Origin of the sequence: Spirosoma agri, assembly GCF_010747415.1 — a bacterium.
In the GTDB taxonomy this organism is placed as follows: Bacteria; Bacteroidota; Bacteroidia; order Cytophagales; family Spirosomataceae; genus Spirosoma; species Spirosoma agri.
On record NZ_JAAGNZ010000011.1, the window covers coordinates 1 to 16,766 of the forward strand.

16 protein-coding genes are annotated in these 16,766 nt (G+C 43.7%); 4 read left to right on the plus strand and 12 right to left on the minus strand.

Annotated features, from left to right (window positions below; translation table 11 throughout):
• Window positions 1–677 (plus strand): AAA family ATPase (locus GK091_RS28645; protein ID WP_212593025.1); only part of this gene is annotated, 677 nt, incomplete at its 5' end.
• A 121-nt stretch (window positions 678–798) separates the two neighbouring features.
• Here the strand turns inward: GK091_RS28645 and GK091_RS28650 are convergent.
• From GK091_RS28650 to GK091_RS28690, 9 genes are all read right to left on the minus strand, one after another.
• Window positions 799–2,547 (minus strand): type IV secretory system conjugative DNA transfer family protein, encoded by a 1,749-nt coding sequence (locus tag GK091_RS28650; protein ID WP_164044183.1) that lies wholly within the window; start codon window positions 2,545–2,547, stop codon window positions 799–801.
• A gap of 22 nt (window positions 2,548–2,569) precedes the next feature.
• Window positions 2,570–3,379, minus strand: a complete 810-nt coding sequence (locus GK091_RS28655) for a DUF5712 family protein (RefSeq protein ID WP_164044184.1) — start codon at window positions 3,377–3,379, stop codon at window positions 2,570–2,572.
• A 26-nt stretch (window positions 3,380–3,405) separates the two neighbouring features.
• Window positions 3,406–3,759: a BfmA/BtgA family mobilization protein gene (locus GK091_RS28660; RefSeq protein ID WP_212593026.1), complete on the minus strand. Its 354-nt coding sequence runs from the start codon at window positions 3,757–3,759 to the stop codon at window positions 3,406–3,408.
• Between the two features lie 294 nt (window positions 3,760–4,053).
• Window positions 4,054–4,416, minus strand: coding sequence for a hypothetical protein (locus GK091_RS28665; RefSeq protein ID WP_164044185.1), 363 nt, complete (start codon window positions 4,414–4,416; stop codon window positions 4,054–4,056).
• Complete coding sequence (locus GK091_RS28670; protein ID WP_164044186.1) at window positions 4,413–4,781, minus strand: hypothetical protein; 369 nt, start codon at window positions 4,779–4,781, stop codon at window positions 4,413–4,415. Before GK091_RS28670 ends, GK091_RS28665 begins: the two co-directional genes overlap by 4 nt.
• A gap of 119 nt (window positions 4,782–4,900) precedes the next feature.
• On the minus strand, window positions 4,901–5,467 hold the full coding sequence (locus tag GK091_RS28675) for a dihydrofolate reductase family protein (RefSeq protein WP_164044187.1): 567 nt from the start codon (window positions 5,465–5,467) through the stop codon (window positions 4,901–4,903).
• A gap of 844 nt (window positions 5,468–6,311) precedes the next feature.
• On the minus strand, window positions 6,312–7,304 hold the full coding sequence (locus GK091_RS28680; protein ID WP_164044188.1) for a hypothetical protein: 993 nt from the start codon (window positions 7,302–7,304) through the stop codon (window positions 6,312–6,314).
• Between the two features lie 391 nt (window positions 7,305–7,695).
• Window positions 7,696–8,625: a replication protein RepA gene (locus GK091_RS28685; RefSeq protein WP_164044189.1), complete on the minus strand. Its 930-nt coding sequence runs from the start codon at window positions 8,623–8,625 to the stop codon at window positions 7,696–7,698.
• 264 nt (window positions 8,626–8,889) lie between these two features.
• Window positions 8,890–9,561 (minus strand): AAA family ATPase, encoded by a 672-nt coding sequence (locus GK091_RS28690; protein WP_164044190.1) that lies wholly within the window; start codon window positions 9,559–9,561, stop codon window positions 8,890–8,892.
• A 1,591-nt stretch (window positions 9,562–11,152) separates the two neighbouring features.
• Here GK091_RS28690 and ltrA point away from each other — a divergent pair.
• The 3 genes from ltrA (at window position 11,153) to GK091_RS28705 (ending at window position 14,116) form a co-directional block, all read left to right on the plus strand.
• Window positions 11,153–12,853, plus strand: coding sequence for a group II intron reverse transcriptase/maturase (ltrA, locus tag GK091_RS28695; RefSeq protein WP_212593027.1), 1,701 nt, complete (start codon window positions 11,153–11,155; stop codon window positions 12,851–12,853).
• Between the two features lie 165 nt (window positions 12,854–13,018).
• On the plus strand, window positions 13,019–13,420 hold the full coding sequence (locus GK091_RS28700; RefSeq protein WP_164044192.1) for a peptidylprolyl isomerase: 402 nt from the start codon (window positions 13,019–13,021) through the stop codon (window positions 13,418–13,420).
• 57 nt (window positions 13,421–13,477) lie between these two features.
• Complete coding sequence (locus tag GK091_RS28705; RefSeq protein WP_164044193.1) at window positions 13,478–14,116, plus strand: outer membrane beta-barrel protein; 639 nt, start codon at window positions 13,478–13,480, stop codon at window positions 14,114–14,116.
• Between the two features lie 156 nt (window positions 14,117–14,272).
• Here the strand turns inward: GK091_RS28705 and GK091_RS28710 are convergent, their stop codons facing one another.
• From GK091_RS28710 to GK091_RS28720, 3 genes are all read right to left on the minus strand, one after another.
• Window positions 14,273–14,674: a hypothetical protein gene (locus tag GK091_RS28710; RefSeq protein WP_164044194.1), complete on the minus strand. Its 402-nt coding sequence runs from the start codon at window positions 14,672–14,674 to the stop codon at window positions 14,273–14,275.
• A 206-nt stretch (window positions 14,675–14,880) separates the two neighbouring features.
• The gene (locus tag GK091_RS28715; RefSeq protein WP_164044195.1) at window positions 14,881–15,312 is read right to left on the minus strand and encodes a hypothetical protein; all 432 of its coding nucleotides are present in this window, start codon (window positions 15,310–15,312) and stop codon (window positions 14,881–14,883) included.
• Window positions 15,313–15,350: 38 nt separating this feature from the next.
• Window positions 15,351–15,767 carry a WapI family immunity protein gene (locus tag GK091_RS28720; protein WP_164044196.1) on the minus strand — a complete coding sequence of 139 codons (417 nt, stop codon included), beginning with the start codon at window positions 15,765–15,767 and terminating at the stop codon, window positions 15,351–15,353.
• Between the last annotated feature and the right edge of the window lie 999 nt (window positions 15,768–16,766).

Genomic DNA, 16,766 nt, shown 5'->3' on the forward strand with positions numbered 1-16,766 from the left:
AAATGAATTCATATGAACAGAAAGGAATCTTGAAAGATAAAATAATCATTTTTGACGACCCTCTGTCGAGTCTAGATTATAATAGAAGAAGACGAACTGTACGAGAAATAATTAAATTGGTATCAAAAGCAAAACAAGTTATAGTATTAAGTCATAATGACGCTTTAGTACATGAATTATATTGTGCGAGAGAAGTCAAAAAATCAAGGATCAGCTATTATATTGGACAGATAGAACAATCATCTGTTTTACTACCTTTTGATATAGAAGATCACGTAAAAGGTAAAGACCATTTAAATAAAAGTTACAAATCGTTGAAGAATTTTTTAGCTTCGCCAAATCTTTCTAATAAGAACGACTGCTTAGAAAATATTAGAATCGCTTTAGAATCTTCAATAAAAAAGAAAAACTTTACTCTTATCGAAAATCATAATAAAACATTTACGGATTTGATCAAGACTTTGGAAGAAAATACTGCCATATTATTCCGTGGTCAAAATGACAAATCAAAAGTGATTGATACGCTGAGAGATTTGGACAGCGTTTCTTGGCCTGTGCATCATGGTCAAGCATGTGATATCGATATGAATTGGAGTAATTCACCTGAAAACATTACCCTAGAAGAACTTAAAGGATATGTTGAAGATACAATAAATTTGATTGATCATGTTTTATGATAGGTGGTATATTAACAGCAGTATAAAAATGGTGAGTTTGGAAACCGTTAACGGTTTCCAAACTCACCATTTTTATACTGCCTGCTCCCCGCTAAGGGGTAGCCGAAGGCAAGTAAATTGCCTAAAAGTCGTCGGCTAAGTCTGGTTCTGGTCGATTCGGTTTAGGCGCGGGTGGTGGCGTTGGCTTAGGGACTGGAATGGGTGGCAGCGGTTCTAGTGGTTTAGGTGGAAATCCTTGCATGAGCGTCGCAATCTCCCGCTCAATCCGGCTAAAGTTGGCTTCCAACATCGCTTCCGTTACTTCCTGGAACGGTTTCCACCGGGGGGAGGCTGGCCGATTAACGGGTCGGATTTGCGCTTTGAATGTGCTGTAGTCACTTTGAAACAGCTTTCCATAAAATTCACCCTGGCGTAGATTGGATACGTCCTGCACTTGAATGCGTTGCCGCTGGGTTAAACTGAACGACTGGCCGACGTTGCTGCCCTGCCGATGTCCGTTATTTGATTCACCCTGACTCGTTGAGATTGTCTGCACTTCCTCTTTCCCCCATAATTCTGAAACGTATTTGGCCGATTCCAGATTGGCCTGCATCCCAAAGAACTGATTCGAAAGCGTACCTAGAATAGCATTCTTCATCGTCTTGCCGTAGCGGTCCTCCATCTGGGCGAAATCCTGAATGCCAATAATCACTTCGACGCCATTGCTGCGGCACGTAGCGGGGTAGGTCTCAAAGCGGGGAATGTAAATGGTGGGAAACTCATCGACCATGAAAATACTCTCGGCCCGACCCGGTTGATTCATTTCTTTTAAAGCGACCGTAGCGAGTAGAGCTAAGATAGGCCCATACACTTCATCCAGCTTAGCTGTATTGCCCAGCACTAACACTTTCGGGTCCTTGGGATTATTTAAGTCTAAGCGGAAGTCATTTCCGGACAGCACCCAAAATAGCTTGGCCGAAATCAGCGTTTGTAGTCCCTGCTGCAAGGTGCCTTCAATGGCTGCGAGCTGGTTGCTGGATTTGAGCGCCGTGCGAATGGGCTTGACCGCTGTCCGTATGACACTATCCCGACTCCGCTCCAAAAGCTCAACGACTTTCTCCGTCTCTTGGAAAGCCAGTAAAATGGCATGGGGCAAGGTGCAGTACTGGGGCTGTTCGGTACGTAGATACCATAGAATCAAACTCAAATAGCCAATGGCCGAGTTGGTGAAAAAAGCGTGACTATCGCCCCCATTCCCCGCCAGGTTTTTCACAATGGTAGTGGCAAACTGTTTGGCGTATGCCATTTCGGTCATCACTTGGGGATGAATCGGATTAACCCGGTGCGAATAGCGCAGATCATCAAAATTGATATAATAATCTTTGGTCTCTTCGGGTACGGTAGCCGCTACCAGCGGAGCTAGGGAGGGAAACTTATAATCATAGACCAGACCAGCCTTACCTTGCTGCATGGCTTGCATCAAAATCGGTTCGAGTAAGCTGAAGCTCTTACCACTACCCGGCGAACCCGCAATCAAGGTATGATGAGTGGGCTTGGTGATTTTGATAGTACGAATGTCGCCTTCCTGGGTGGCCAGATTGTACACGCCGGTTTTCACGCGTAAGCCGGTGCGGGTAGTTACGCTCGCTTTGCTCAGGCTGGGCTTCTTGGTGCCCGGAGCCGCGAGCTGCACAAAGAAATAGAGTCCGAATCCCCAGCCTGCCCACTTCTCAATCTTTTGCACAGTAGGCCATCGACCCATGCCGATGGTGTGAAACATGGCCTCCAAGACCATGTGAATCAGAAAGCCGCCTAAGGCCGCAACTAGGGTAAATACAACCAGTTTGCCAATCACTTTCCAAAATTCTCGCCCCTCATATGGCTGTTGCATATTCATCGTTAGTTAGGTGTTTTTAAAAGCCCGCTGACAGCTCAGCAGAACGGTCAATGGTTCGTTGTAACGTAGGTTCTTGGGTTGATTCTAGTCCTCTTGACTGGCTTAGCGACTGCTCATATTGCCGGTGACTACCATTCTTCAGAGCGTTGCAATAGTCGTAGCCTTCAGCCAGGCTCCGCCCGTAGCCAAACTGCTCGTCAAAGCTGCGCTCATTAGCCCGAAAGAACGCGTCCCGGTCAAATCCCGATTTGACGGCTCCCCCGTTCATACCCCGTTGGTTCGTCATCGGGGATAGACTCATCGTTCGGTCGCTGTTCGTCAGCACTCGCTCGGCTTGTAATACGTGCCCGTTTTCACGGGCCGCACAGCGGGAAACAATGATATGAATGTGGCGCTGATCGCCCATCTTCAGCTCGTTCGCCTGGACGAGCCCAGCCTTCACTTCAGGGCTGTCAAAGCCGTGTTTACGTTCGTGTTCGATCTTCGCGTACCAGACCAGATCCCGACTTTCAATCCCTTTTCCAAAATTAGCCGCGTAGTTCTCCATGATCTGGCGCGTGTAGTCTTTCAGGAGTTGCGAGTCCGTCCCAATGTGCGCTAATTCAGATTGAGACGGACTAATCACCAGCGAATAAAACCGGTCGTCTTTGCGTTCTAATCCCTGTCCTTTCCCATTGTTATCAATTTGCTGAACGACTTCCCATTTATTACAACGGTCGCGATCTACCGAGAAAAAATAGCTGCGCTCGACTTCTATTTTTTTATCGTTCTCCTTTTCTAAATACGTAGCTAATTTTAAGCAACTTCCTTTATTATTTCCTTTCACAGGACTGGTAAATTTAGTCTGCATAATCAGCCATCAATTCGAAGGTGAGCAATGATTTTCTTCACATTATTATTCACAATTCGTAGCTCATGTTTTCGTGTAGCACCCTCAGAAGAAGCTAATTCAAACAAGGCTTCTTTCATCGGATGCAGGGTCTTTTTTTCCTGTTCTTTAATAAACGAAATCAGCCGTTTATCTAATGCTTTGATAGCATCGGTTGGGTTGTCCGCTTTTGGGTCTCGGGGGTCAGCTTTAGTCACTTTGAAGTAGTTGACCATCGCCGAAAACAGGGCTGTGTTAGTCAAGCCGTGCGAAGCAGCCAGCTTCTCAAACTCGGCGAAGTCATGCTCACTGGCATTGACAGTTTTGTACTTAGGCATAAGCGTGTAGTTATATTTATGGTTACTTTGTAAATTGATAATCAGTCTCTTACATAATAAACAACTATAAAATAGCTACTTATATTTCAATTAATAAAGTATAAGTAATTGATTATCAAAGCAAACCCCGAAGGGGCAAGAGGTAAAACGGTGGCGTAGCCCCGTTCCCTCTTGCTAAAAATCTTTGATTTTTACTTTACGCCGATGCCGCTAGGCGAAGGCGAGAAATCACCCGTCAGGCTGATAAGCGAGAGGGTAAGACCAATTCTATAAATTGCCGTTGCTTCCATGATCTTAGTTGCTGTTGAGTTGGTATTGAAAGCCAGATGAGCGGTTCATTCTTACGTGCATGTTCCGGTTCAGTTCCTTCATATAGGCTTGTACATTCTCCACCTGATCAAGTTCTAAATCACAAATCAGATTGTCCAAATCTTGAATCGCCTTAGAACAGATACCGCATAATTCCGTATGCCGTTCGTTGAAGCGATATTCTTCGGCCAATGTATTTTGCTGACGTTCTAAGATAAACTTATGAAGAGCTAATTCATTCAAATAAAAAGGTAGTTCAAGCTTCTTCCGCTCGTATAAACTAACTAATTTTTCGTGTCGTGACTTTTTCGTAAAAAAGCGACGTACTAAGTCAAAATTCAATTTCATATCTCGTCGTTTTCTGATTGGGTAAAAGTAGGCAGATAGCCCATGTTTTCTAAATAAATATAGATGAATACACAGAAGATAATGAAGTTTAGACTGATGAAAACAAAGCCTTCACTACCTCGGCAAAGCATCTCGAAAAATAGGTAGGTTAGGAACAGAAAAAAGTATTCTAACAATTTAGCGGTGCGCTGTTCTCGTTGGGTGGGTTTGGTGGTACACTGAACGAAGTTTCGATACAGACGGGCACAGGCCTGAAATTTCCAGAAACAAAAGACTGTCACGGCGAAGACGATACAATAGCCCGTAGCATCGAAGGGTTCAGGCGGACCCGTAAAGTTGAAGCTGGTTAGAGTAGTTGGATTCATGAGTTCTTTCTAGAGCAAATAATGAGTTGATTTGAGTGGCTTAAAAATACCCAAATGAAAGTAGGTTAATACGATCTATCTACACTGTTTTTTTTTCGGTCACGTTTTTTTCTAGCTCGTTATCGCGTCGCGTAATGCAACGTAACTACCCCCGACCCGAGCGTTTTTGATTCTAGTAAGCTCAACTTATTCATTGGTGTAGTACTGCCGAACAGCCTGATCCCTTCCCCCAGTATGACCGGATGCAGCGTTAATTTGTATTCATCGATCAGGTCCAGCTTCATAAAACTTTTGGCCAGACCAGGGCTACCGAAAATCACCAGGTCTTTGCCGGGTTGCTGCTTAAGTTGGTTTATCTTATCAACCACATTGTCTCTAATCAGCGTCGTGTTATGCCAGTCCGCATTAGGTAAGGTGGTTGAGAAAACGATTTTGGGAATCTGCTCCACCCATCGCGCATGGTCAAGTTCTTGTTGGCTGGCCGTTGGGTCGGCCAAAACGGTGGGCCAGTAGCCTGCCATTAATTTGTAGGTATTCTTGCCGTAGATCGGAGCGCCTACCGTTTTGACCAACTCGTCGGCGAATTGCTGAAGTTCTTGATTGTAAGACAAGAAACCCAGACTGCCGTTAGGGTCTGCGGCAAAGCCATCCAGGGAGACATGGGCGAACAAAACTAACTTTCTCATTTTCCTTGTATTTTGTTTGTGTTGACTGGCTGAGTTACCAAAACGGATGGATTGTTTTGGCAAAACTTCCTGAAGTACCCGCCAACAATGGCTAGAAGTGGCGGCTAAGGCGTTCGATTGACTTAAGACGTTCAGAAGTATGTTTCCTCCGTGTTCGTGGCTTGACGGGGTTGTAATGAGCTGGTATCGTGTAAAGCATTCAGTCGAATTGGCCTAATATCGGGGTCTCCTGTATAACCGGTACATTACTTTCGTGAAAGCCCGTCAATTATCTCAACATCAAACAGTTACAAAAATAATTTCATTTTAACGGTCGATTGAGTGAAAAGGGTAGGCAGCGTAACAATTTCGCATTTTTAACCCTCACAAACGTTTTATATTGCCGTTCGTGTAATCAAATTTCACGAAACCTGTACATTTATTGAGTTTCGTGAAAGGAAGTATACGGTTTATGTAATTCAGCTATAAAAACCCCAAAATTCTGCTTGTAAACAGCTTAATTACAGGCATTTATAATCCTAAGTGAAAGTATTGTACCACTTTTACACTTTACCCGAATATCCATTAGCTGGTCAATACTAGCTCTGTCAAAACGTAATCTATTTATGTTGTGCAATAAATTAGATAGTAACGGCCGACCGTCCGCTTTGGCCGTTACACTCTTAAATGGCCTTTCATCTGGGTTAACCAGGCTATAACCTAGGGTTATGATCTTAGGTGATTAACCAAAGATTCATTGGGTATGGCTTACTAACTAAAAATATAGTTGCGGGCCTGGTGCCTTTTTTAGCAAACGCGCGTTTTTTTTCTCCACCTGCTACCAACCCAGGAATATCTTAAGTTTCTATTGATCTAGTTTGGAGCTGGATGGCCGAGATGACCAAACAGATGGAATAGTTAGCCCAAGTTGCTGCTCTCGGGCCTCCGTCCAGTCTTTGAAGCCTGGATATAAATCCGCTTTGTCGCCCCCCATCCAGCCATGAGTTGTTAAAAAATCGACTAATTTATGGTAAGCTCGCTGGCCTGATTCGTCCATATGTGGATAGTGGATCATAAACCCCGCTGGTAGGCCGTCTAGATAGGCGATGGCTATATCAACCAGGCTATCACTGTTGATGATTAAGTAATTATAGGCCCCAATGGGCGGTTTATCCACCGTGATGAAGGTACAAAAATCAATTAGGCTATAAAAGGTGTGCCAGGGAGCCACCTCGCGTTGGGCTTTAAACATCGTTACATCCTTGGTCCCTACTGAACGCTTCGCCCAGTCGCCGTATCGTCGGATCTCATAACCACCTGACACATTGGGTAGGCCAAACCCGTAGCGCTTCTTGCCATCGCTGCCGACAAAGGTGACGTCTTCCAAGTAAGGGGCAACGCGCTCGGCATTGACACCCCTGGTACCCAAATAAAGGGCCGATTTGGTCAGCGAACTGCCCCGTCCATAAACAGCGAAGGGCGCATGATTGACTAAAGTAAAGGCATGTGGTTCGGGTGAAGTAGGCTGGCTTTGTTGAAGGGGTGTTGTCAAACTGCCCCTAACTCCCATCACGTTTTCGATAAACATCAAGGCTTCTTTGACGTGTTGGCCGTCTAATTTGCCCGCTAGGGGTAAGCCTGAATGCAATCGATAGGCCAGATCCAGAATATTCCCCCCCTCCCCCGTCCCATGATCATACCAGCCGTTGGCATCGCGCGTGAGTTTAAACGAAGGAGTTTTCTCGATGCGGCTGGGGGATCGGTACCATTGGCAGCCGCCGCTGGTCTTAACCACCTCACAGCCTAAGCGCTGCAAGAGCTGGTTAATGGGGATTGTCTTGGCCGTTTTGATATCCATAGCCCAAGTTTAGGAAAAAATCAGACGAGTACTAAACCAAGAAAGGTTTATAGATGAATTAACTAACATATGTTCATATATTTTAGCAGCCCACTCGCTTTTCATCAGTAATTCACAGTAGCTAGCTTTTAATAAAAGTGTTTTTTTAGTTAAAGGTGTTTTAACATAATGGTTTGTGTGACAATTTAGCAGTGACATATACGATAAATTAGCAGTAGATAATGGTGATAAAATAACAGTGGATAAATACTAAAAATCAGCCAGTTACAACCACTGTTGTGGATAAAATAGTGAGGTAGCTGAGATTTTGTCACATATTTTGAATTAACACATTGATTATCAATTAATTAAAAGGAAGATTTTGCTAAAAAACGTTGTAACTGTGATTTTATCACAGCTTAGGTGATAATTCACTGATAGATAGCTTTTTAGGTATAGGTGTTTGACTGAAATGTAGCATTAATCCACGTGTTCCTTTTTCCTCGACACGTGCATCGGTGTATAGGCTTTTGACTAGCCGATGTACTTTCTTAAAATTAGCTCGAAAATCAACCATTCGGTTATAATCACCCCCGAATTGATCCTTGACAGTCTGCCATGCCAAAAATTGCGGTTTATTGGGTTGAACGCGATGTAGCCGGTGCGCAAGGAACGTATACCAATCAATGGCTGTAGCATTGTTTGACAAGGCTGTTAGATGGCTTTTGGCCAATGGTACAGCATGTTCCATTAAGTTGTGAAAATAAGCTTCAGACAACTCGATTTGGCTAGGCCACAAGAGTAGCTGCTCAGGATTCTTTTCCGGAAAAAGCGTGAACCCACTTACAAGTGGCATATTAATGTTTTGCTGTCCTTCTGCACCGTCATAGGTCATACGAACAACGCAGGATGCCAATCGACTTACTTGATCGCGAACAGCATTAACTTGGCTCCCACCCTCACTAAAACCCATATAGCTGTTAAAATCGGTAACGCTATTGGCCGGCATCTCAATAATACGATTCTGCGACTTTAAAGCGATTGTATTGAGCGTGGATAAGATAATCCGAGCTTTGACCCCATATGGCAAGCCAAGGTACTGCAATTCGTGTGTGACTGGGTTTCTGATAGGCATGGGCATCACATAGAGGCTGAACTTGCCACTTTCCGCTTGCCATATCTCGTTAGGCGCTAAATCGGGTTCCCTGCGCGGTAAATAGCAATGAGCCATTACCGAAGATTGAAACAGGATCTCTCTATCATCCGGTTCTTCTTGATAAGCCTCGTAAATTAGCTTAGTACGGCGTTTGGCAACAGGAGTTAAGTCTTTTTTAGTGCTCATTTCCGTGCTGATTTTAGTGCTGAATCCCGCTCTAGTTTCTCCAAGACTGCTTCTACAATCCAATCATGCGTCGATATACCTAGTTTGGGGCTACCTGGCTTGCGTGGGCGTGACGCTCGGAGCTCATCAATCTGCCGAAGTATGCCTTTTGTAAGACGGGTATTAATATGCTTGGGGACATTATCCTGCTCAAGGTCTACTACCTCTATAGTTGGTTTTCCACCCTTATTAATAGTTGCCTCAATTTGAGCTTCAGTGGGTACCTTACGCTTCGGTGGTGACAGGCTGACGGCCATAGGCTGTTATATGGTTAAAGAGTTCGTCTATTTCAGCCACGGCTTTTTTATCCGGGACTTCCATCTCAGACACAGAAAGTCCCTTCGCTCCAGCGTTGGGGTATGCTTTTCGATTTTTAATGGCATGGGGAACAAAACCTAGTTCAGGCATACTGGCCAAGGCTTCTGATGTTTCTCGGTTATCGGCGGAGGTGATGTCAGCACGGTTGAGAAATGAATGAACGATCAGCGGCTCTATTCGAGTAGCCTGTATCTCACTAAGCATTTCAGTCAGTTTGGATAATGTCCAAACGTCGTGACTACGAGGTTGTATCGGAATTAGAGCAACGTCAGAAATAATTAGAGCAGCGCGCTGGCTGGTGGTATCCCTCCCACCAGTATCAATTACGATATGGTCGTATTTTGGTTTCATTGTCTCAACCTGTTTACGCAAGTTTGCACCAATGAGCTGAACAAGCGTATAGCCGACATTACCATCTAGTGTATGTTCTCGCCATGCGGTGAAGTCGCTGGCTGTGCCTTGCTCATCAGCATCAACCAAAAGCACATCGGCCCCCTGTCTGGCTAACCATACGGTCAGGTGTTCACTAATGGTGCTGCGGCCTGAACCACCTTTAATACCACTTAGAACGAAAATCATTTTAGTATTGGTTTGGGTGCCGCAATTACTGCTTTATTCAGCATGAAAACAAGCACTAGAATAGTATTATTTTCAGCAGTAATAATATGCTGATTTTAGTGCTGAAATTTGTGCGATTAATTCAGCTCTAAACGAGCTGCGGCAGCCAAGTAAGCCGCATGCTCATGAGGTTTAATCAGATTTGAAGCATTACGCGATTGGGTGACAAACTTAATAATCAGTCCTCATTCATTACAGGTCGGATAAGCTGATTTTAAAGCATACTAATAACGACAAATAAATAGAAGGTATGTAATTTACCCGTTTTGTCATTTTGTGAGGTTATGTGATAATTCACATAATACTAGGAGTAATCATAAAAAAAGCAGACCAACATTGTCAGCCTGCTTTCCGCTTCTATCCACACCATTGGGAATTATTAAACCCCCTTTGATAGAGTAAATATAGCGAACTAAGTATTTATGAGATGTTAATAGTATTATAAAATTATCATATAATCAATTTGAACTGTGAAGTACTTTTATCTTATAGCTACTATGGGATTAATTTTACTGACCATCTTGTTGGCCCAAGGACCAGTTCTTCAAGACCAACCTGTACCTAAATTGATCAATTATTCGCAGCTAGGGATACCCTGCGAGTTATTGAACATTTATTTGCCGTTAAGCGAATTGGAAGTGATAGCTATACGGGTGTCGGCCTGCCGTTAACCTTGATTGGAGCTACCACCGCCTTTCTAGTTACCACATTGGCAACAACGATTAAAGCTGGCGAAAGAAAGGGAAAGGCTTTGCCTGTTATCATCGCCAGTGGTGGAATATGTTTAGTTCCAAGTAGTATTGGTTTAGTCCGACGTATTTGTTTTAGCCGAAGTTGAGAACAGGCAATCCTAACCGCATATCAAGACACGAAATCGTTTCCTATCAGAGTGAGACGTCGATTAAAAACTAAATTCTTTCGGTAAGGGATAGCTAAACAAGGACTTTGGTTATCATAAAAGTGATTGTGCGACTCGTTCACCCTAAATGATTGACAAATCAGGGACGGGTGGTAAATGGGGTAACCCTTTGACAACTTGGTAGCCGTGAGGGTGTAAGCCCCTCTCTCCCGATGCAGGAGTAACAGCATCGCCCCTACGGTAGCGACTAGTCCTCAATCCGTAAAGCGGGGTGAAAAGACGGTAATGGTGAACCTAACACCAAACTCCGACGAGCAAGAGACTATGGATAGCGAAAGCGAAGATGTATTTGAACTGTCGTTATTATGGAACAGCCAACGTAGGTTTATGGGCTGTGGCCAAAATGGCACGGATAAGGGGCTGGCGGTAATCATACGACCAGTTGCATCCCCGAGAAACCCGGCAGATAGCATCATCCTAAGGTCTCAACCAACGACTACTAGGAACGAAGTAACCTTGTATCAGCTCTCTACAGGATAGAGTAGGTGCTAACCAGATGCCGATACGAGGCAAGATTGCCTAAGAAGCAAAGGCCCACTGTAACGAGTAGGATAAGCTGACGTAGGCACGATGAGGTGGATTGAATAGGTACTAGTAGCAGTCAACATGGCTAAAGCACGGAGTCAAAACCCGATGATGGACTGGAAGGCGATCCCCTGGCGCAAGCTGGAACGGAACGTTTTTAAGCTGCAAACGCGCATATTCAAAGCCTCGCACCGTGACGATAGAAGAACAGTTCGACAACCGCCAGGCGGCCCTGTCCAAAAAACATTGATGAGATCTTGGTCAGCCCAATGTCTGGCCGTTCGGCGGGTGACTCAAGACAATCAGGGGAAACATACTGCTGGGGTAGATGGCGTCAAATCACTTCCCCCTAAACAGCGGCTAGACCTGGTTAACCAGTTGACACCCGTACACAAACCCAAGCCAACCCGACGGGTTTGGATATCCAAACCGGGCTCAACAGAAAAACGCCCTTTGGGTATTCCTACGCTGCATGACCGTGCTCAGCAAGCACTCGTCAAACAAGTACTAGAACCTGAATGGGAGGCTAAGTTTGAGCCAAACAGCTACGGTTTTCGACCAGGGCGTTCGGCCCATGATGCCATTGCGGCCATCTTTAGTAGTATCTGTCATAAACCCAAGTATGTTTTGGATGCCGATATTGCTAAATGCTTTGACTGCATTGACCATCAGGCGCTATCGACCAAATTAGCCACATTCCCAAGCCTGAGACGACAGATTAGCGGCTGGCTCAAGGCGGGTGTAATGGATGGTGATACCTTGTACCCAACCCTGGAAGGCACCCCACAAGGCGGAGTTATTTCCCCCTTATTGGCCAATATTGCCCTTCATGGTATGGAACAATGGCTGAAACAGGAAGTCAGGCCTAAACGAAGGATCGGCAACGATAAAAGGGGGACGGGGAATCCCGTTCACTTTATTCGATATGCCGATGATTTCGTGCTGGTCCATGAGGACTTGGAAACCGTTCAATTGTGCCGGGAACGTATTGCTACTTGGTTAATGAGTATGGGCTTAGCCCTCAAACCCAGCAAGACAAGAGTTACCCATACCCTTCAGGCTTATGAAGGCAGTATTGGGTTCGACTTCCTTGGTTTTACGATTCGTCAATTCTCGAAACAGACTGATCAGGGAACGGGAAAGCTGCGGTTCACAACGCTCATCAAACCAGCCCAAGAGAGTGCTAAACGACACTATAAACGCATAGACCAACTCATTGATCGCCATAAGAGTAACAGTCAAGTGGCGCTGATCAATGAATTAAATCCGGTCATCCGTGGCTGGTCTACCTATTATTCACGAGTCGTCAGTAAAGAGCACTTTACGAAACTGGATCACCTGATCGTTCGGAAATTAAAGACATGGGCCAAACGCCGGCATCCTACCAAATCGACCCACTGGATCTATGCTAAATATTGGCAGATGGAAAAAGGGAAGAAATGGCTGTTTAGGATTCGGCTTAAAGGCTCGGTTATCCGACTTCTTCACCATAGTGAAACGCCTATCATCCGGCACATTAAGGTGCAGCGCAATCGGAGTCCCTACGATGGTGATTGGATCTATTGGAGTACTCGGTTGGGGCGCTCACCCCAAGTAAGTAATCGATTTTCCTTACTACTCAAAATGCAAAAGGGAAAATGTCGACATTGCAATCTGTTCTTTCGCGATGAAGATGTACTAGAGGTCGATCATATTGTCCCCCGTTTACAGGGAGGGAAAGATGTGATTACCAATCTACAACTTCTTCATCGCCATTGTCACGATAGAAAGACAGCCGCTGATCGACCAGAGCTGTCGGGCAAGGTATAGGTGACAACTACCGCTTCATTGAGGAGCCGTGTGAAGTGAAAGTTTCATGCACGGTTCTGAAGACCAGCGGGGCTGGTGACGGCCCCGCTGAGTTTAATATATAACAGATTTAGCCTTTCCAACCAATCACCTTGTTCTAGAGTCTCCTCGATAAATGGCTTAGCTATGAAACTCTATCTTTTGTCACTCATTCTTTTTGTGTTAGAAACCTCTCGTTCCTTGTATGGACAGACACTCCTAGAAACGAATAACAAAACCCATTATACTAATCAAGCCGCTAACAAAGAAATCAGTCGGCTATATCGAAAATTGAAGGCTGGATACGACTTCGACAAACTTGCTCAAGAATATTCTCAGGATTATGGCTCTTTCACAGTAGGGGGAAAATTAGGGTGGCAAAAGCCAAATCAATTCGTACCTGAGTTTAATCAAATGATTAGTCAGATGAGTAAAAACCAATTGTCAAAGCCGTTCAAAACGGGGTTTGGATACCATATTGTCCAACTACTAGACAAGAAGCCAGGCGAAGTTTTAACTAGACATATTCTTCTAAAAGTAGATAGCTAATCAGATTTAGCTTATCATAATGCCACTTATACAACAGCAAAATCTATTCTCAGCGCCATGAAAACTGTCTATTGTAAAACTCTTGCATTAGTAATCTCAATCATTAACGTATCGTACGCTCAGAACCCAGTCAAGGAGAGCTACTTTGGCATCAGAGCGGGATATTTAAAAGCGTCAACCGACGTAAATAACTTAACAAAGTTACCTTATGAAATAAGGTTGGGCGGAGTAGCTCCACTAAATAGCTTTTACGGAGGAGTCTTTTATCATCATAATGTATCGCCTTGGTTGGCCTATCGAGTTGAACTCAACTACCAGCAAAAGGGCATCGAGTTGCAGAATCAAAATGGTAACGTAGTCGGTCATCAAAAACTCCATTACGCTGGTTTGACTCCTCTAATCGGCATTACCCCTCTAAACGGTCTTAGTCTTTTTGTAGGTCCGGAGGCCAATGTGTATCTCGGGCAGAGTGTAGATGGGGCCAATTATGGTCCTAATACGACACCGATTGAATTAGGTATTAGTAGTCGGCTATCTTATCGCTACAAATGGATTGGTTTGGAAGTAGGTCATTCCCAAGCTCTGAACGACTACAAATCAGTCGATATAGCAGGAGCACGATCTACCTTAAGAAACCGTGCTTGGCAGGCTGGTTTATTATTTGCGCCTACCCTGCTGAAAAAAAAGGGTAAATAGAATTTTTTCAACAATGCACCTCTCTGATTTTACTCGATCCGTATATTTTAATTCACATAACATAAGTGTAGTTATACAACGGGTCTCCAGAAAGTACAACGTCTGGCTACTTATCGCAGTAACCAGACGTTATACTTTTCCCTGTTTTTAGGCTAATTATTTCTTTGGCATTAAATAGCCAATTAGCCCAGCAGTAACAGCTAGTAAGACTATACTTCCCCAAAACACCAAAAGAGATAATTTAACCTTTCTCTTCATTTCATCAGCTGAATCCTCAAAAGAGGAAACAACAATAGTGGCTTTGATCAGATACCGGTATAGAATAAAATAGATTCCAAATATGATCATGGCTCCTTCTAAAAAACTAAATTTTTTAGTCCCATAAAGCTTGATAAGTAAAGTAATCAGGAGGAGTAGCAGGCTAAAGTAATAAAGGAACAAGGTGACGGCCAATCGCAAACGTAGATTACTCTTAGCCTCATGTGCTGACTCATACTTAAGCGCATAATAGTATAAGCCTTGATAAACATCATTAATAAATCTAGCTAATTTATTCATTAATCGTGATTTACTGCGTACAAGTATTAAACGCATCGCAGACTCTATAGGCAGAAGAAAAATACAATGCCTGGCTACTGATCGCAGTAGCCAGGCATTGTATTTTCTGGAGACTCGTTGTATAACTAATTTTATGTTATTCGACTTAAGAAAGAAGAATACCGTTCTGACCACAGGGGTTAATACCGGAAAAATCTAGTTAGTCATTATTCAGCTACAACCTTGATAGCATCCTTTCTGCCTGTCACTTTCTCATTAAACTCCCAAGGCTTAACCTCTTCAAAGTTGATATTAGGATTGTCTTTTGTGCGAAAATTAAAGCTACCAGTAGCTGGATAAAAAGTAACCTTATTGTTATTACAAGTAATCCATAACTCTAAGATCGCATCCATACCAGCCATATGCTCGCTGACAATGCAATTTGTATTGGGAAGCGACGGCTTAGTGTAAACACCATAGGTATACGCAAAGCCTCGATGAAACGGATTACTATATTCAATTTCTGTTATTGAAGCGTCTTGGCAACCTTTAAGCTTTATGACTCTGTGCTTGTAGGTAGTTGGCTGTAGCAAGCCGATTACGATTATTACTCCTACTAGTACTATCAATCCTACAAAGTATTGCGAAACTCGCTTCATTGCTGTTGTATAAGTGGCATTATGTTAATCGTGCTTCTCTAAACTGTCATCTCCTTGGTAAAGGATTTCTTGATGGAAGGGATAGAGGTAGGATCAATTTCAAAGCAGACTTTGAGCGAATCTTTGTAGTCCAAGATAAGAGATGATTCTCTTTTTAAAGAGAGACAGACCGATAGATGGCCTAGAGTGTCTAAGTTTTCAATAATCAAATCGAAATCATTGGGCGACATGCCACTGAGTTTGGCCTTGCCATTTCTAGACTTATCAAGTGCTTCTAACTGCTGAATAAAGTTTTGTACGTCCACTTCCGAAACCCAAATGGATCGGTCAAACTTAGCTGTAATTTCTTCAGTCTTGAGTTGAATTGATAGCTTAAAAGTCGGGTAATAATGAAGTTCTGATTCAACCACGACCAGCTGAATGAATCTTGTTTTGATTTCATTCTCTATTAGCATACGACTTCAAAAAGCTGTTGTATAATAGCTTATATGTTAACCAAGTGCTCAAAGAAGAATTCTAAATCTTATCGACGAACAACATAGTTAATGTAGTACGAAAATACCTCGAAGCCGATCAAAATGGCTAAACGGACGTAAATCACTTTTAACGCCGGTTGAGAAACGGGAGCTGGCTGTGGGTCATTAGCCACCAACAGCCAAATCAACCGAAGCAGCCAGAAAATAGTGGCTAGTGCGCCACTAACGGCAGATAGAAACACAATCGGAATCCAATAGACGTAACAGCCAGGCCAAAAGCGATCCGCGTAGACCGCTAAGGTTAACCCCAAGTAGGCCACTGCGGCTGATAGCAGGACATAGCTTAAGCGGAGTAGCTTCGCCGCCGTCAGGTTAGAAAGTTCTGTATCCGGTACAACCATTTTACGTCTGATTTAGAAGCAGACTATACCCCTAATCTACCCCTTTATAGTTAGTCGGTTAGGAGTCAATTTAGTTCGTTTTAGGGGCTTGCTTGAATATATCCTACTAAATCGGCAACTTTTCACACCCTATAAGTTGTGTTAAGTATATGCTCAGTCTCATTTTAAGGAGGGTTTTACAAGACACTGATTTTTTAATATCTGACCAACTCAATTAGGCGCATACGCACCTTATCGAGCAGGATCGACCACTCAAAGGGGGGTCTTTGGCTAAATGCACAGATTTATACGGTAATAAAACACCCATGTGCAACGAGAACCCCCATACGCACGGCCATTTAAAATGGCAACGGTTAGCAGGATGAGTTCTTCAAATTCACCCAGGTAGGCTCTGCTTATGCTACGTTGCTTAGCCTAACTCTATTTTATTGTTATTTGCTAAACAAAGCAAGTACCACAAAGACAACACAAAGATTTTTAGATACTTATTCCAGATTACGGGTAAAGTAACTGTACGAAAGAGTTCAGTTTACATCCACTCGTGAACAGGGGGAAAGTGTGTTACGGCTAAAAACTG

What these genes read in the sequence shown, in the direction of transcription:
- ltrA (WP_212593027.1), top strand. Translation starts at nt 11,153, where the DNA reads ATGATGGACTGGAAGGCGATCCCCTGGCGCAAGCTGGAACGGAACGTT.
- GK091_RS28670 (WP_164044186.1), bottom strand. Translation starts at nt 4,781, where the DNA reads ATGAATCCAACTACTCTAACCAGCTTCAACTTTACGGGTCCGCCTGAA.
- GK091_RS28710 (WP_164044194.1), bottom strand. Translation starts at nt 14,674, where the DNA reads ATGAATAAATTAGCTAGATTTATTAATGATGTTTATCAAGGCTTATAC.
- GK091_RS28690 (WP_164044190.1), bottom strand. Translation starts at nt 9,561, where the DNA reads ATGATTTTCGTTCTAAGTGGTATTAAAGGTGGTTCAGGCCGCAGCACC.
- GK091_RS28665 (WP_164044185.1), bottom strand. Translation starts at nt 4,416, where the DNA reads ATGAAATTGAATTTTGACTTAGTACGTCGCTTTTTTACGAAAAAGTCA.
- GK091_RS28680 (WP_164044188.1), bottom strand. Translation starts at nt 7,304, where the DNA reads ATGGATATCAAAACGGCCAAGACAATCCCCATTAACCAGCTCTTGCAG.
- GK091_RS28650 (WP_164044183.1), bottom strand. Translation starts at nt 2,547, where the DNA reads ATGCAACAGCCATATGAGGGGCGAGAATTTTGGAAAGTGATTGGCAAA.
- GK091_RS28660 (WP_212593026.1), bottom strand. Translation starts at nt 3,759, where the DNA reads ATGCCTAAGTACAAAACTGTCAATGCCAGTGAGCATGACTTCGCCGAG.
- GK091_RS28720 (WP_164044196.1), bottom strand. Translation starts at nt 15,767, where the DNA reads ATGCTAATAGAGAATGAAATCAAAACAAGATTCATTCAGCTGGTCGTG.
- GK091_RS28700 (WP_164044192.1), top strand. Translation starts at nt 13,019, where the DNA reads ATGAAACTCTATCTTTTGTCACTCATTCTTTTTGTGTTAGAAACCTCT.
- GK091_RS28705 (WP_164044193.1), top strand. Translation starts at nt 13,478, where the DNA reads ATGAAAACTGTCTATTGTAAAACTCTTGCATTAGTAATCTCAATCATT.
- GK091_RS28715 (WP_164044195.1), bottom strand. Translation starts at nt 15,312, where the DNA reads ATGAAGCGAGTTTCGCAATACTTTGTAGGATTGATAGTACTAGTAGGA.
- GK091_RS28675 (WP_164044187.1), bottom strand. Translation starts at nt 5,467, where the DNA reads ATGAGAAAGTTAGTTTTGTTCGCCCATGTCTCCCTGGATGGCTTTGCC.
- GK091_RS28685 (WP_164044189.1), bottom strand. Translation starts at nt 8,625, where the DNA reads ATGAGCACTAAAAAAGACTTAACTCCTGTTGCCAAACGCCGTACTAAG.